Below are 15590 nucleotides of genomic sequence, written 5' to 3' on the forward strand. Positions count from 1 at the left end.
TCAAATAAAGACCTTTTTTTGTGATGGAACGTTGACTGCAGGTCTTTATCTGATAGTTTATTGTTATTATTTTATTTTTTATATGATTTTTGTGTAATTTTATTACCAATTCGGAGGAGCATATGACAGAAGAATATTCAAATTTACGCAGTAACGTCGGTTTATTAGGACAGCTGCTTGGTAAAAGCATCGATGGTCATCTCGGTAAAGCGTTTCTGGATAAAATAGAAACTATTCGCCAACTATCCAAATCATCCCGTGCCGGTAATCAACAGGACGGTGTAACGCTGATCGATATGTTGACCCATCTTTCCGATGATGAATTAGTTCCTGTTGCGCGCGCTTTTACCCACTTTCTAAACCTGGCGAATATCGCTGAGCAGTTTCATGGTATTTCTCGACACTGCGACAGTGGGGTCTGTGCACCGGATCCCATCAAAGATTTAATGAGCAAATTTAAAAATTCCGATTTATCGCAGCAGGAAATGCAGCAGAGCGTTAATGAATTAAAAATGGAAATGGTACTGACCGCTCACCCTACGGAAATAACGCGGCGCACCCTTATCCATAAGCATATCGCCATTAATGACTGTCTGAGTTATTTAGAAATTAGCGATATTTCAGATAAAGAACGCGATCTTTTGTTAAATCGTTTAGAGCAGTTAATAACCCAAGCATGGCATACCAATGATATTCGCCAAAAGCGTCCGACGCCGGTAGATGAAGCTAAATGGGGATTTGCGACCATTGAAAAAAGTTTATGGCAGGCTGTTCCGCAATTTATTCGCGATCTGGAAAGTGAATTACAAAGTGGTCTGGGTTTATCACTACCACTTGAAGCTTCTCCGATCACTTTTACCTCATGGATGGGCGGTGACCGAGACGGCAACCCTTTTGTAACCGCCAAAGTAACCCAGGAAGTATTGTTATCCAGCCGTTGGGTCGCGGTCAGTTTATACCTTAAAGATATTAGCCAACTCACCGATGAGTTATCAATGGATAACTGCGATCCAGCTCTTCGAGCAGTGGTTGGAGAAGATACGGCTGAACCTTACCGTGCTGTGTTACGCAAATTACGCACGCAATTAAAAGAAACCTTAGCATCCTTAAGTGCCACTTTGCAGGATCAGCGCAGTGATGAGCAAGATATCATCACCACCAGCAAACAATTAAAAGAACCGCTGCTTTTATGCTATCACTCCCTTAAGAATATGGGGATGGATTCCATTGCCGAGGGTTTAATTTTAGATATTTTACGCCGCCTCAACTGTTTTGGTATCAACCTGTTAAAACTGGACATCCGTCAGGATGCTGAACGCCACGGTAATACATTATCGGAATTAACCCGCTACCTGGGCATTGGTGATTACAATGCCTGGAATGAAGAAGATAAGCAGGCCTTTTTACTGCAGGAACTTAATAATAAGCGCCCACTATTTCCAACGAAGTGGAGCCCATCTGTAGAAGTACAGGAAGTATTAGATACCTGTAAAGTTATTGCGCAAACAGATCCTGAAGCCTTAGGTATCTATATTATCTCTATGGCACGCCAGGCATCCGATGTACTGGCTGTACAGTTAATATTAAAAGAAGTGGGCTGCCCGTTCCGTATTCCTGTTGCGCCGTTATTCGAAACCCTTGACGATTTGAATAACTCGGCAGCAGTGATGAAGCGCTTGTTTGCTATCGACTGGTATCGTGGTTACATCAATGGTGTACAGCATGTCATGATCGGTTACTCCGATTCAGCCAAAGATGCGGGAGTGATCGCCGCCAACTGGGCACAATATACATCGCAGGAAGCATTGGTTAAACTCAGTGCCGAAAATGATATCAATCTGGTTTTATTCCACGGACGTGGCGGCACAATAGGTCGTGGCGGTGCGCCAGCTCGTCAAGCCTTATTATCACAACCCCCGGGCTCGTTAAAAGGTGGTTTACGGGTCACTGAACAGGGAGAGATGATCCGCTTTAAATTTGGTTTACCGAAAGTAGCAGTACAAAGTTTAAACCAATATGCCGCTGCAGTGTTAGAAGCGAACCTGCTGCCGCCACCGGCACCAAAACAGGAATGGCGTGACGTAATGGAGCAGTTTTCAGATCAGTCTTGTCAGGAATACCGTCATTTTGTGCGCGAAGAGCCGGATTTTGTTCCCTACTTCCGCAGCGTAACACCGGAAGTTGAACTTGGTAAGTTAGCCTTGGGCAGTCGTCCTGCTAAGCGTAAACCAACGGGTGGCATTGAAAGCTTGCGCGCTATTCCCTGGATTTTCGCCTGGAGTCAAAATCGTTTAATGTTGCCGGCATGGCTCGGGGCAGGTACTTCACTGAAAACATTATTGAATGAAGGAAAAAAACCGCTGCTTCAGGAGATGTATCAACACTGGCCATTTTTCCACACCCGTTTAGAAATGTTTGAAATGGTATTTTTAAAAGCGGATGAGGAATTAACTAAATTCTACGAAGAACGCCTGGTGCCAAAAGAATTATGGCCACTCGGACAACGTTTACGTGATAACCTCACACTCACTCGAGAGACCGTTTTAGAAACTATTCCAGATCATCAATTGATGCAGGAACAGCCTTGGATTAAGGAGTCTATTTCACTGCGTAACCCTTATGTTGATCCGCTCAACATGCTACAAGCAGAGCTCCTTTCCCGTTCACGCGAAAATGGTGATGAAATATGCCCGGTGGTCGATCAGGCACTGATGGTCACTATTGCAGGTATTGCAGCAGGACTTCGTAATACCGGTTAAACAGAAAATAAGGTGCCGGTCTGTAGCCGGCATCTATACCTTTTCCTGCCTGATAAGATAAGTCGTAATACAATCATTTATTTATCGCCCTGCTATCGGGTATAATAATACCCCATGCGTTATTTAACGCATTTTACAGTTAACAAAAAATTCCTGAACAAGAGAGTTACCATGAGCGAAGAGAAAATACAGGCGTTAAATACCCTAGGCTTACGCTGCCCAGAGCCTGTCATGATGCTCCGTAAGACCGTAAGAAGAATGCAGGAAGGAGAATTATTAAGCGTTATTGCCGATGATCCGGCAACCACTCGAGATATCCCCAGTTTTTGCCGGTTTATGGATCATACTTTAGTTGAAGTCGACATTCAGCAAGTGCCGTACCGCTATTTAATCCGTAAAGGCGCTTAGATTCACTAAGCGCTTGTAAAACAATAACTTTTCTTAGTTGGATCATTCATCTACTGCTTTAAAACCTAATTAATCATCTGAGCTTAAGTTTATTGGTACTCGTTGATCCGTCCGGTTACTCAGTTTTAAAAAACGCAGGATTGACCACTTCATAAATCATATTAACCTTATCCTAAATGTTTGAATACGCCACAAAATCACCTTCATGAAAACGTCGCCAGCTATGGACCGAGAAGGCATTATGTTTCCTGAATGGCGGCACAGGGGTATGATTATTTTACAAAATAATTTCAAGCACGGCGCAAAGTACTAAGCCATTTGTTACCCTTATAGAAAAGTAACCCATCGCGGCTGGATCTTTTAATTGGCCGTTAATCTAAGGAAGTACAGCTATGAACTATCAAACGGTATTTATTACCGGTGCGACAAAAGGCCTGGGTCGAGCGCTAGTTATCGATCTCTGCAGCAAAGGATATCGCGTTTTTGCCAGCGGACGTGATGAAACACAGCTGCAGCAACTTATGCAGCAAACAGGCTGCTTAGGGGCCAGTTGCGACCTCAGCCAAGCTGAAGCTGCAGTAGCGCTTTTTCAGAAAGCCACAAAAGCGCTGGGCCATATTGATGTACTTATCAATAATGCCGGCATGAATTCACGAAAATGTGAATTAGCCGAGACGACACTGGAGGAGTTTGAGCAACAATATGCCATCAATTTGCGTGCACCTTATCTGCTTTGCCGGGAAGCGATGCAGCAGATGTTACCTAAGAAGCACGGTTATATTATCAATATTGTCAGTACAGCAGCTAAACGCAGTAATCCGACCATGAGTATTTATAGCACAATGAAACAGGGCTTTGCCGGGCTGAATAACGTTTTGATGAAAGAAGCACAGCCCCATGGGATCAAAGTGACCGCCGTTTACCCCGGAGGAATAAATACGACTTTCCGCGAGCAGGAACGTCCACAATACATGCAGCCTGCGAGCGTCGCAACGCTGGTCAGCCAATTACTCAGCAATCCCGTCGATGTCGTGATACATGAATTGACTTGCCGTCCTATGGTTGAGCTGGAATAGTCAAAATTAAAAAAATTAATAACAAGAGAGAGTGACTCGGTTATATGAGCTGCCATTGCTGAAGCTTCGGGGATGAGTTTTTTATGTAAACGATATACCTTTGCCGATATGGGAGCTGTTTCTTTCGTACACCTTTGACGGTTCGATTATGGTAATATTTTATTCACACTCGTATTGGTGCCTTTAAAATTTTAATATGGATAACTGGTCTCTTTAGAAAATAAGGTTGAAAAAAATTTGCGCCGGTTTTCTCTGATAGCGAGATCCCCGGCGAGCACTTCGCGTTTTCTCCAGTCCGATAAAGAAGAAAAAGATAATCATCAAACCGTCATTAATAACGTGTTTAAGTGAAGCCTGCAGCTCGATATCACTCAGGAAAAAACCAATCTGCATATGCGTTAGCGTTTGATAGGTAGATGAATAATCTGAATTATTCCACCATGTTGCAAGCAGAAGAAACAGACTGGCCGTTGCCTGCGCACGGATAAAGTTTGAAAAAGGGGTTATCAAGACCACGGTGCAGTAAAGTTCGTTATACAAAAGTCAACACCCGTAAAGGCTGGAAAAGTGTACAGCCAACGACTATAACGCCGCGCCTTCGACAGCACTTGTCGAGCTACGAAGCCAACTTCATTCCCACTATTCCGGCGACTATCAACCCTAAACGGATTAGTTTTAAAACACTTAACGCTTCACCAAAAAGTAATACACTGGCTATCGCCGTACCGACTGTGCCTATACCAACCCAAACGCCATAAGCCAGACTTAAAGGTAAGATTCTTAAGGACCAACCTAAAAGTGCAATACTGACAGCAAGAAATAATAACGTCACGATCGAGGCGAGCGGTTTACTGAAGCCTTCGGTGTACTTTAAACCGACAGCCCAGGCGACTTCACTGAGCCCGGCAAGAAAGAGGATTAACCACGCCATATATTTAACCTTATACCAAAAGAATTAATGAAGTGATCAATGATTGCGAAGGAAAAATTAGTACTAACAAGACGTAAGTTGCATTCGATCGTTATTCTCACTTCACAAAAATCGTCTGGAACGATTTTGAACAGCTTTAGCTGACCACGAAGTGGTGAAGAACTGGATGTTCTGAATAAAACTCACAACGCAGTTAGGGATAATTTTAACCAGCAAGGGTGATCACCTTTTAGTTCTTTTGGTATTATATATGAGGCCGTCCCCTGAATTTGATAGAGCGGTGAGGTCGTCCTCACTTCCCGATTAAATTTCATTGAATTTAGATAATAACGGTTCAATTACGGGTTGGCTAGCCAACCAGGCTGTAAAAAGTATTATTTTCAGGCACGAAGGACAACAGTAAAGGAAGCTGACAAATTAACGATTTTACTTCACATAATCATAATAAGGCGCGGGGAAACGATCGCAAAAAAATGATAAAGTCATTAAAACATAATCACAAAGCTTGTCTCCTCTGCCACATTGAGCATATTGTTCAATGTGGAATATCAGCGATTGAACCTAAGGACTAAATTCATGGATCGAATTTTAAAATCTCGAAAAACCAGCCTGGGGCGCTGCACGTTAATTTGTATGACGGGGTTATTAGTCAGTATCGGCACATTGTTTTGGTGGGGAGCATATAGCCAACTTGCCGCAAGCTTTGATGCTTTTGACGTTAGCTATTATGAAAATGAATTAAAAAGAGTTGACGGTGTGCTAAAACAGGAGCAACTCTCATTCGAACGGCAAATAAAAGACTATGCCCATTGGGATGATACAGAAGCATTTGTGTCAGGCGACTATCCCGTTTATATAGAAGAAAACTTTAGCCCAATATCGCTCGCGAACAATCAGATCAGCGGCTATCTTATTGCCAAATTGGATGGATCCTTTGCGGCTCCCCCTATGATACTTTCCGATAATGCTCTTATCCCCATGCCCGCAGAGATCAGGTCGGCATTGGCTCCCCTGTTACCCGCTTTAATGACGGTCGATAAACCGACAGCCAACACCAAGCTATTTTGGTTTAATAAGCAGGCCATTTTTGTTTCTGGTGTCACTATCACAGATTCTAATGAATCAAGGCGCCCAAGCGGTTATCTGCTGTTTTTTCGTCATTTTGATAGCGCTATATTAGATGGATTCAGATCCTTAACTTCGGTCGATTTTACTTTACTGCCGCAGCCCGAAAACAATAAAACAGACTTTAAGGTGCAGACCTTGTCCGACATGGATCAGCCAGCCTGGATAGTCAGCAAAAGCCTGAATGATTTACCCGCTATGATTGAAATACAGGGAACCACACATTTAAAAAAAGAGCGTCACATGAGCCTTGTATTATTGGGTAGCAGCGTTGCGGGCTTGACTTTATTTTCATTGCTGGGTATTTATCTATCCCTTCATTTTAGGATTCTGAAAAGACTGCATATTTTTTCTCAGCTTGCGGATCAGCGCCGATGCTCACCACAACAGCCTGTACGCTGGCCGATTAAAAATAACGATGAACTAGATAATCTTGCCTTTGCTTTTAATGAGTTAATGTCCGAAGTGGAAATGAGGCATGAAGAAATGAGTTTTCTTGCAGACCATGATCCTCTTACCGGATTAGGTAACCGCCGCCTATTGATGACACGGCTCGATGCCAATATGAGTCGGCAGCAACGCGATCCAACTTTTGCCAGTACGCTTTTGTTTATCGATCTCGATGAATTCAAATTACTCAATGACGGGCTGGGACATACTGCGGGAGACGATATCCTTAAACTCATCTCCCTGCGCATGCTCTCACAAGTACGCAATTACGATACGGTTGTTCGCTTGGGCGGTGATGAGTTCGCTATCCTGCTCGATGGTGTTGGACTGGAGATGGCAGAGCCTTTTGCCGAACGGCTGCTGATTAATATCACTCAACCCTTTCAGCAGGACGGTCAAAATCTGAGTATAAGGGCTTCGATTGGGCTAACAGCAGTAAACACCAGCCAGTGCAAAGAAAATATGATCAGATATGCTGATTTAGCGATGTATGAGGCCAAACGACGTGGTAAGGGGCAAGTGACCATTTTTAAAATGGCGCTGCTCGATGTGGTTTCCCGCCGGATGCTGTTAGAGCAGGCGCTGCATTCCGCACTTAATGATCATCAGCTTGAAGTATGGTTTCAACCGATAGTTGATTTAAACAGCGGCAAGGTAATAAGCATGGAGGCGCTATCACGCTGGTCACTTGCCGGAGAATTTATTCCACCGGAAGAGTTTATTAATATTGCAGAAATAACGGGCATGATTGTACCACTGGGACAACAATTATTTGACAAGGTGGGCTGCGCTTTGCAGGAACTACGAACAGAACACCCGAATCTTGAATGTAATATTAATCTATCGGTCAGACAATTCCGGGATGGGGATTTATTTACCGAGATCACCTCCTGCCTGAATAAATATCAGTTGCCGACATCGGCTTTCCATTTAGAACTGACGGAAAGCATGGTGGTCGAGGCGGAAACAGATGTATTGCCTATGATGCAAAAACTGGTTAAGCATGGCTTAAAATTTCACTTAGATGACTTTGGCACCGGACATTCTTCGCTTGATCGTCTCAAGAATCTCCCCTTTGATACGCTGAAAATCGATCGCAGCTTTGTGACTTCGCTAGGCCGGGGAGATGATGTAATGGTCCGAAATATTATCAATATAGGCAAAGAGTTGGGCATGAGTATTATTGCTGAAGGGGTCGAGACCCAAATCGAACTGGATAGATTAATGGTTTTAGGATGCTCGCAGATTCAAGGTTATTATTTTGCTAAACCGATGCCCTTGAGCGAACTTAAAAACTGGTTGGATGAGAAACAGCATCAGGTGATACAAATGAAATCAAAAAGCCAGGCCTAGAGCTGTTATATCTTAATTTTACACCTGCTTAAAAGATAAACAGAAACGGATCACTGCCCCAGTAAAATAAAGGGTTAAGCAACCAAATCCGGCTCATTAAAGTTATTTAAATCGCCATCAAAGTTGCCTTTATCGTTCAATATTGATTAAAATTTTCAGTGTTAATCTGAGAGCCCTGTTGAAACGCTATGGGAAGATTGAAGAGCTATATTTTTATCAGCTTTCGAATAAAAAATAGAAGAGTCGGATTTCAGCGTTTGGCCACCGAGGATATTTTTCAGATCAGCTAAAACGCAAAAATCAACCATGGAAGGTTGATTTTGAGATTCTTATGACTAAGAATAATTGGAGCGGGCAGCGGGGATCGAACCCGCATTATCAGCTTGGAAGGCTAATACCAAATCCATAAATGAGCAGAAAATTAATGGATTTGGTATAAGAGCAATGAAAAGGCTCAAACTAGGCTTTCAAAACAATTATATCTTTCTCTTTTAACTCTGAACAAACGCTTTCTGGTAACAATGAATCCGTAATAATAAAGTCAACTTTTTCAATATCTAACGCATGAAATGTGGCAATGTGTCCATATTTAGAAGCATCTGAGATCAGATAAACCAATTTGGAAGATTTCGCAATGGCTTGTTTAACCACTACTTTATCTTCACTGGGTGTAGACAGACCTTTCATGTCCCATGATGATGTAGAAATAAAAGCAATATCAATATTCATATTCAATAAAAAATCCGCCACCTTAGCTCCCACTGTAGACTGATTAGCCCCGTCAACCTTTCCGCCAGTGTGATAGATATCATTTGAAGAATGAGTCATTAAATAAGTCGCAATCACAAAATCATTGGTAATAATCAGTAAGTCGTTGCGTTGGATAATTTGATGAGCTATTTCCAACGCTGTAGTACCTGCATCTAAATAGATAGTAGCATTAGGAGTAATAGCGTTAGCAGCAAGATGACCTATTTTTTCTTTTTCATGTGAAAATTGCGATATCTTCATATCATGAGAAAGCTCACTATGAATTGCTTGTGCTAGTTGAACCCCACCTGAGACTGAATTAACTTTACCAATAGATTCAAGTTTTTCAATATCTCTGCGAATAGTCATATGAGAAACATCAAGTAAATCAACCAATTCAGAAATACTTATGACTTCCTGACTTTTTAATAAACTCAACATTTTTTTTTGTCTTTCTGCTGGAATCATATAATTATCATCAACCCTATAATTGAAACATATACCATATCAAAATTGTGAATAAATGTTAAGTTATGTGTTGCAATATAGATAAAAAGATGAGTTAAGGCTTTTAAACCTGAAATGACAATACAAATACTAAACATTCAAAAGTGTTCGAATTTGTTAATTAATGTGACGCAATGCACTTTAATAGCTGAGAGGTGTTTATTTTTAACAAATTTAAACTTATATTAACATAACCAATCAGATGGGATGAGTGTAATATGTTAAAATCCGATTATACTCCGTACGCTAGAGCTCAAAAAGCGACAACTAACTCTCCTCCTATCTGAACAGCCCTCATAACATTTAAGGAAAAATATATGCTATTAGGAGTCATTGCAGACGACTTTACTGGCGCAACTGATATCGCAAGCTTTTTGGTTGAAAACGGGATGCGCACAATTCAAGTAAACGGTGTTCCTTTTCAACCTTTAGATTCAAATGCAGATGCTGTTGTAGTTAGCTTAAAATCACGCTCTTGTCCAAGCGAAGAAGCTATCATCGATTCACTTAACGCTCTTGAATGGCTCAAGCAACAAGGCTGCCAGCAATTTTATTTCAAGTATTGCTCAACCTTTGACAGTACAGCTCAAGGCAACATTGGCCCTGTTACCGATGCCCTACTCAATGCATTAAATGAAGATTTCACACTTATTTGCCCAGCATTACCGGTTAATGGCCGTACCGTGTTTAATGGTCATCTATTTGTTATGGGGCAGCTGCTTAGTGAATCAGGTATGCGTAATCACCCAGTAACGCCTATGACAGATTCAAATTTAATCCATTTAATGAATGCTCAATCTCAAGGTAAAAGTGGCCTTGTTGACTATCAAACGATTGAAAAAGGTGTTAGCCATATAAAAGATCGCTTTACTCAACTCAAATTAGAAGGCAAGCGTTATGCCGTAGTTGATGCTTTCAGAGCAGAACATCTGGATGCCATTGGAGAATCAATTACCGACCTAAAACTCATAACTGGCGGTTCAGGCTTAGCTGCGAGTATTGCAAAAAGCTGGAGCAAACACTTACAAGATCAAACAAATGCGAAACAAGCTGGCTACCCACAAAAAGCCGCTACTGTCATTTTCTCGGGTTCTTGCTCTGTTATGACTAACCAACAAGTGAATGCTTATAAAGCCAAAGCGCCACATTTCGCCATCAATATAGAGCAGTGCCTAAATCAAGAAAATTACAGTGATCAAGTATTTCATTGGGTCGTTAACCACTTAAATCATGCTATGGCACCAATGATTTATGCCACTGCCGATGCGAATGAATTAAAAGATATCCAACAGCAGTACGGCGCACGAGTATCTAGTCAAGCGGTTGAGCAATTTTTCAGTCAACTGGCCATTAAACTTCAAGCATTTGGTATTCGTAACTTTATTGTGGCTGGTGGTGAAACCTCTGGGATCGTAACACAAAGTTTACAAGTAAACGGCTTTCATATTGGCCCTCAAATCGCTCCAGGTGTACCTTGGGTGAAATCAATAAACAGCGAACTTTCGCTTGCTCTAAAATCTGGAAATTTTGGAAATGAATCCTTCTTCACTACCGCTCAGGAGTATTTTCAATGAACGAAGCTGAATTAAGACAGCAAATGGTTGAGCTTGCCCGTTCGATGTTTGAGCGAGGCTACGCCACCGGTGGTGCTGGAAATCTATCACTCAAGCTGCCTAACGGACATTTTCTAGCAACCCCAACAGGATCTTCATTTGGGCGTTTAATCGCCGATGATCTTTCTGTTGTTGATAAAGATGGCAACTATATTTCAGGCAAACGCCCCTCTAAAGAAGTCGCTTTCCACTTGGCTATTTATAAAAAAGATTCGAGTTGTAATGCCATTGTTCATCTGCATTCAACTTACCTAACGGCGCTTTCATGTTTAGACAGTTTAAACCACAACAATGCCATTCAAGCCTTTACACCCTATTACGTTATGCGTGTCGGTGAGCTACCCGTAGTGAAATATTTTCGCCCTGGCGACCCTCAAATTGCAAAAGAATTATCGAAATTGGCAGGTAAATATCGCGCGTTCTTACTCGCGAATCATGGCCCAATTATTACAGGAACAGACTTTGTTGACGCTGTCGATAACGCAGAAGAATTAGAAGAAACTGCAAAACTCGCCTTCTTATTAAGTGGAAAAGCGACTCGTTACTTAACAGGTGAAGAAGTCATAGATTTAAAAGGAACAGGGAAATAATGGCTAAGTTTGCAGCAAATCTCAGTATGCTATTTACTGAGGTACCTTTTTTAGATCGTTTTGAAAAAGCACACAACGCCGGCTTTAAAGCGGTTGAGTTTTTATTTCCTTATGGGTTTGAAGCACAAACTTTGGCTCAAACACTTGAGAAATATCGCTTGGAACAAGTACTTTTTAATATGCCTCCCGGTGATTGGGATACAGGTGAACGAGGTTTTGCCGCAATTCCTGGTCGTGAAGATGAATTTCAACAAAGTGTTGAAATTACCCTCACTTATGCGATAGCGCTTAACTGCAAAAAAGTGCATGCCATGTCTGGATTAATCGACCCTCGCTTTTCTTATGACGAGCATGTAAGCACTTTTATTCACAATATTCGTTACGCGGCTGATGTTTTTGCCAAACACGATATAGCGCTCATGATCGAGCCTTTGAATAATCGAGATGTACCCAACTACTTTGTGGCTCACCAAAGAGTGGCTGTCGAGTTAATCAAACAAGTCGACCGAGCGAATGTGAAACTGCAACTCGATCTCTACCACGCACAAATTATGGATGGGGATTTAACTCGTTTAATCGAAGATCTTGCGCCTTATATTGGACACATCCAAATTGCGTCAGTACCTGAAAGAAGTGAACCTTCTGAAGGAGAGATTAATTATCCTCACTTATTTAGTGTATTAGATGAGTCTGGCTACAACAGCTGGATTGGCTGTGAATACAATCCTAAAAACAATACTGAAGTCGGTTTATACTGGGTCAGATCTTACTTATACCAAAAGAACTAAAAAGGTGATCAGCCTTGCTGGTTAAAATTAGCCCTAACCGCGTTGTGAGTTTTATTCAGAACGTCCTGTTCTTCACCACTTCGTGGCCAGCTAAAGCTGTTCAAAATCGTTCCATACGATTTTTGTGAAGTGAGAACAACTATCTCCTGCAACTCTCGCCTTGTTAGTGCTCATTTATCTTTTGCCATGCTATTAATTCCTTTGGTATTATAAAGCAGATCACGATTGAAATATAAAAGAGGAGCTGATCATTTGCTCCTCTTTTATATTTATATTGAATTGGTAATCTTTTTTATCAACGTAGCCACTAAGTTAGGGTGAGATAAAGGCAGCCAGTGCCCACCACCATGAATAGGGTATAAGGTAGCACTTGAGCAAACCTCTACAATCTCTATCTGTTTATCTTCACCACAAGCTTTATCTTCTGTCCCATATATTAAATGTATAGGAAGATCACACTTAGCAAGTAATGACAAACTTTCCTTGCGAGAGCAAGCTAGCATCGTTTGGTGCTCAAATTGTGTCAGTGATATATCTTGCGCCATATCCGTAATAAAATTAACCTTATCATTACCTAAATTAGCGCGATCAACATCCGATATTTGTTCATTAGCTATACGTAAAAAGTTGTCGTCGGCCGATACTTCTGACAATATTTTTAAACGTTTCTGCTGAGATTCAGGTGGATCCAATCTTGCCGTTGAAGAAATTAAAACAAGCTCTATAATTCGCTCTTTATATTGGGAAAGCATAGCTAATGCCGCTATGCCACCTAAAGAGAAGCCGACTAAGATGAACTTTTCTGGTAAAAATTTAATTAGTTCGTCTAATTCTTGCTTCCAATTTGAACTATGCCCAATTGAAAGTGCGATCGCATTATATTTATGTTCAATAGTGTTACCTATTTCATTCCACATTTTCTCATTACATAACGTACCTGATAATAAAACAACAGAAGGAGTCTTCATCAATAGCCACCAGTACTCTCGATTTCCGACTTGTCCTCATCATTCAACTTACCAACAAATGTCTGATAAGCATTCCGAAGAGCCCCAGCATCATTTCCAGGAGTGACCAAATTAAAGCCTTGCTCTTTACGGTATTGGGCATTTTCTAACCCGGAACAAAATATACCTGTAAATAAATTCCGTTTCTTTGCTTCAGATAAAATATGCGAGATAGCAGTCTCAACTTTATCGCTAGCTGAGCCAGGTATTACCCCTAAACTAAAAGCAAGATCATTCGGCCCAATGTAAATACCTGTCAAACCTGGTGTGTCTAAAATTTCGTCCAGGTTATCTAAGGCTTGCTGAGACTCAATCATGGCAAGTATCATAATTTCATCGTTTGCGTATTTTACATAGTCAGCGCCACCATAAGTGAGGCCTCGTGAAGGCCCGAATGAACGATTACCTAAAGGAGGATAACGACAAGCATCGACAACGGTTTTACAGATTTTTGGATCATCAACACTTGGACAAATAATGCCATATGAGCCAGCATCTAATGTCTTCATTATCATACTAGGTTCACTTGAAGGAACCCTAACAAGCGGAGTAGCTGTAGAACTTGAGACTGCTTGCAAGATATGCATTAAATCTGCAAAACCAATCATCCCATGTTGCATATCAACAGTAACACTATCAACACCTGTATGCGCCATCACTTCAGCGGCATAGCTACTAGGAATAGAAATCCAGCCATTAACTAGGGTTTTACCCTCAGCGTATTTTTGTAAAATTTGATTTTTTTTCATCATTATTCATCCAAAAGAAGACTATCTTCAATAATAAGGTTAGCTTTTACCACATAACCACTACTATCAATTGTGTAACCTAATTCATAAGCTAGGGTTTTGATTTTATTTTCAAACTCAGGACGTTTACGCATATCTCCTGCTGTAATCATTATAAACTCAGCTTCGTTTGCAGATTTATTTGCAATAGTACGCCATGCATTTTTAGGAATTGAATAAGTGTCTTTATCTCCTACCGTAATACTAATATCTTTTTCTTGATTAAATATAATTTCAACTTCCCCTGACGTTTGAATAATGACCATTTTTTCATCAATTCTGAATGAGCCTATTTCATTCCCAGCAGGAATTTTAACTACTTCAATGGTGAAATTATGGGGATTAGTAATCGGGGGTTGTGAATTTCGGTCTTGTGATACACCGTAACCAATAACTGGAGCTATCTCGCAGCTATGTCCTGGAATAACAGAATCTAACAATGCACAAGAAGAAAATACTCTATTATCACGAGCACTAACACGTTGTGACATATCAGCTAAACTAACTTTTCTTAAATTAACAAACTCACTTTCAGGAAAGTGATCCATTAACTGCGTTTTATCTTCTGGCAAGTGGCCGCCATTTTTTAAATCAATCAGCATGTTGTTTTTTGTTAAATACATACCAGATTCATTAGCCGCTTGCATAATACCGGGGTGCCAGATTACCCCTCCTGTATTATCTTCACCTAAACAGGTAAATAGCCAGCTACCATCAGGACCAGTATTCGTAAACCCTCGGAATAACCAAGTCGGGACAGAAAGAATATCCCCTTCTTTTGCTATATATTCATATTCACCATTAGACCCCCAGCGAAAAGTATACTCCCCATAAGTACACATAAAGACTTCCGCCGAAAAATGAATATGTAAATTATTCGTCACACCATTTGGCATAGAAGCCGCACCAATATTGAAACTGTGTGGTTCTCGAAAATTGACCACTTGATGCTCACTTTGTGTCACACCTGGCCCAATAATAGAATAGTTACCTTTAGGTACAGCTCCTGGTAAGCGACAGTCAAGAAAAGCTTCAGTACACGAAGTATATTCGTCATTTTTAATTAAGCGTTCTATCGCTTCGCTCTGTGTTACCTTCATAAAATTCTTCCTTAATATGTTAGATGTTACATACAGTCTTCATTTTTTTATTTTAATTATCACATAATACCTTTTAATCACAATAATTAACATAATTGTTACTTTCAAAATTTGTAAATTGTGATTAACATCTCTACAAATAAAGCCCGCGCACATCAAAAAATCATTAAAAAGAATTGCAAATCAATAGGTTAACAAAAAACATTTAAATATTCCAATTAATCCCCCCCCCCGTTCAAAGAGTGATCAATCTCATTGTTTGTGATATTTTGTTAAATATATATTGCAAGTAACACTCTTTTGTTAAATTATGAACATATCGATGAACATGTCGATGAACATAAA

The 15590-nt window shown here is 40.7% G+C and carries 13 protein-coding genes; 7 read left to right on the plus strand and 6 right to left on the minus strand.

All coding sequences use genetic code 11. The features are described from left to right. Positions 1-122: 122 nt before the first annotated feature. The 3 genes from ppc (at position 123) to CXF72_RS12115 (ending at position 4243) form a co-directional block, all read left to right on the plus strand. Positions 123-2759, plus strand: a complete 2637-nt coding sequence (ppc, locus tag CXF72_RS12105) for a phosphoenolpyruvate carboxylase (RefSeq protein WP_101039274.1) — start codon at positions 123-125, stop codon at positions 2757-2759. A gap of 171 nt (positions 2760-2930) precedes the next feature. Further along, positions 2931-3167, plus strand: a complete 237-nt coding sequence (gene tusA, locus CXF72_RS12110; RefSeq protein WP_101039275.1) for a sulfurtransferase TusA — start codon at positions 2931-2933, stop codon at positions 3165-3167. A gap of 392 nt (positions 3168-3559) precedes the next feature. Continuing rightward, positions 3560-4243, plus strand: a complete 684-nt coding sequence (locus CXF72_RS12115; RefSeq protein WP_101039276.1) for an SDR family oxidoreductase — start codon at positions 3560-3562, stop codon at positions 4241-4243. Positions 4244-4456: 213 nt separating this feature from the next. Here the strand turns inward: CXF72_RS12115 and CXF72_RS12120 are convergent, their stop codons facing one another. Continuing rightward, a complete protein-coding gene (locus tag CXF72_RS12120; protein ID WP_232784972.1) occupies positions 4457-4783 on the minus strand; it encodes a Na+/H+ antiporter NhaA in 327 nt (108 codons plus the stop codon). A 76-nt stretch (positions 4784-4859) separates the two neighbouring features. Next, positions 4860-5174, minus strand: coding sequence for a DMT family transporter (locus CXF72_RS12125; protein ID WP_101039277.1), 315 nt, complete (start codon positions 5172-5174; stop codon positions 4860-4862). Between the two features lie 576 nt (positions 5175-5750). Here CXF72_RS12125 and CXF72_RS12130 point away from each other — a divergent pair. Continuing rightward, complete coding sequence (locus CXF72_RS12130; protein WP_101039278.1) at positions 5751-8102, plus strand: bifunctional diguanylate cyclase/phosphodiesterase; 2352 nt, start codon at positions 5751-5753, stop codon at positions 8100-8102. 459 nt (positions 8103-8561) lie between these two features. Here CXF72_RS12130 and CXF72_RS12135 read toward each other — a convergent pair whose 3' ends face one another. Then, positions 8562-9320: a DeoR/GlpR family DNA-binding transcription regulator gene (locus CXF72_RS12135; protein WP_101039279.1), complete on the minus strand. Its 759-nt coding sequence runs from the start codon at positions 9318-9320 to the stop codon at positions 8562-8564. A 356-nt stretch (positions 9321-9676) separates the two neighbouring features. Here CXF72_RS12135 and otnK point away from each other — a divergent pair, with 356 nt between their 5' ends. The 3 genes from otnK to otnI are packed head-to-tail and all read left to right on the plus strand — an operon-like array spanning position 9677 to position 12350. Then, positions 9677-10933: a 3-oxo-tetronate kinase gene (gene otnK / locus CXF72_RS12140; protein ID WP_101039280.1), complete on the plus strand. Its 1257-nt coding sequence runs from the start codon at positions 9677-9679 to the stop codon at positions 10931-10933. Beyond that, positions 10930-11562 carry a 3-oxo-tetronate 4-phosphate decarboxylase gene (gene otnC / locus CXF72_RS12145; RefSeq protein ID WP_101039281.1) on the plus strand — a complete coding sequence of 211 codons (633 nt, stop codon included), beginning with the start codon at positions 10930-10932 and terminating at the stop codon, positions 11560-11562. The genes otnK and otnC overlap by 4 nt, the downstream gene beginning before the upstream one ends. Continuing rightward, positions 11562-12350 carry a 2-oxo-tetronate isomerase gene (otnI, locus tag CXF72_RS12150; protein WP_101039282.1) on the plus strand — a complete coding sequence of 263 codons (789 nt, stop codon included), beginning with the start codon at positions 11562-11564 and terminating at the stop codon, positions 12348-12350. Before otnC ends, otnI begins: the two co-directional genes overlap by 1 nt. A 269-nt stretch (positions 12351-12619) precedes the next feature. Here the strand turns inward: otnI and CXF72_RS12155 are convergent, their stop codons facing one another. Genes CXF72_RS12155 through CXF72_RS12165 form a run of 3 tightly spaced genes read right to left on the minus strand, consistent with a single transcriptional unit; the run spans position 12620 to position 15245 of the window. After that, positions 12620-13318 carry an alpha/beta fold hydrolase gene (locus tag CXF72_RS12155; protein ID WP_101039283.1) on the minus strand — a complete coding sequence of 233 codons (699 nt, stop codon included), beginning with the start codon at positions 13316-13318 and terminating at the stop codon, positions 12620-12622. Beyond that, positions 13318-14109: an HpcH/HpaI aldolase family protein gene (locus CXF72_RS12160; RefSeq protein ID WP_198552584.1), complete on the minus strand. Its 792-nt coding sequence runs from the start codon at positions 14107-14109 to the stop codon at positions 13318-13320. Before CXF72_RS12160 ends, CXF72_RS12155 begins: the two co-directional genes overlap by 1 nt. Further along, the gene (locus CXF72_RS12165) at positions 14109-15245 is read right to left on the minus strand and encodes a hypothetical protein (RefSeq protein ID WP_101039284.1); all 1137 of its coding nucleotides are present in this window, start codon (positions 15243-15245) and stop codon (positions 14109-14111) included. Before CXF72_RS12165 ends, CXF72_RS12160 begins: the two co-directional genes overlap by 1 nt. Positions 15246-15590: the final 345 nt, after the last annotated feature.

This window comes from Psychromonas sp. MB-3u-54 (genome assembly GCF_002836415.1).
Taxonomy (GTDB): domain Bacteria; phylum Pseudomonadota; class Gammaproteobacteria; order Enterobacterales; family Psychromonadaceae; genus Psychromonas.

Excerpts from the sequence above, each read along its gene's own strand:
- ppc (WP_101039274.1), top strand. The coding sequence starts at position 123 with ATGACAGAAGAATATTCAAATTTACGCAGTAACGTCGGTTTATTAGGA.
- tusA (WP_101039275.1), top strand. The coding sequence starts at position 2,931 with ATGAGCGAAGAGAAAATACAGGCGTTAAATACCCTAGGCTTACGCTGC.
- CXF72_RS12115 (WP_101039276.1), top strand. The coding sequence starts at position 3,560 with ATGAACTATCAAACGGTATTTATTACCGGTGCGACAAAAGGCCTGGGT.
- CXF72_RS12125 (WP_101039277.1), bottom strand. The coding sequence starts at position 5,174 with ATGGCGTGGTTAATCCTCTTTCTTGCCGGGCTCAGTGAAGTCGCCTGG.
- CXF72_RS12130 (WP_101039278.1), top strand. The coding sequence starts at position 5,751 with ATGGATCGAATTTTAAAATCTCGAAAAACCAGCCTGGGGCGCTGCACG.
- CXF72_RS12135 (WP_101039279.1), bottom strand. The coding sequence starts at position 9,320 with ATGATTCCAGCAGAAAGACAAAAAAAAATGTTGAGTTTATTAAAAAGT.
- otnK (WP_101039280.1), top strand. The coding sequence starts at position 9,677 with ATGCTATTAGGAGTCATTGCAGACGACTTTACTGGCGCAACTGATATC.
- otnC (WP_101039281.1), top strand. The coding sequence starts at position 10,930 with ATGAACGAAGCTGAATTAAGACAGCAAATGGTTGAGCTTGCCCGTTCG.
- otnI (WP_101039282.1), top strand. The coding sequence starts at position 11,562 with ATGGCTAAGTTTGCAGCAAATCTCAGTATGCTATTTACTGAGGTACCT.
- CXF72_RS12155 (WP_101039283.1), bottom strand. The coding sequence starts at position 13,318 with ATGAAGACTCCTTCTGTTGTTTTATTATCAGGTACGTTATGTAATGAG.
- CXF72_RS12160 (WP_198552584.1), bottom strand. The coding sequence starts at position 14,109 with ATGATGAAAAAAAATCAAATTTTACAAAAATACGCTGAGGGTAAAACC.
- CXF72_RS12165 (WP_101039284.1), bottom strand. The coding sequence starts at position 15,245 with ATGAAGGTAACACAGAGCGAAGCGATAGAACGCTTAATTAAAAATGAC.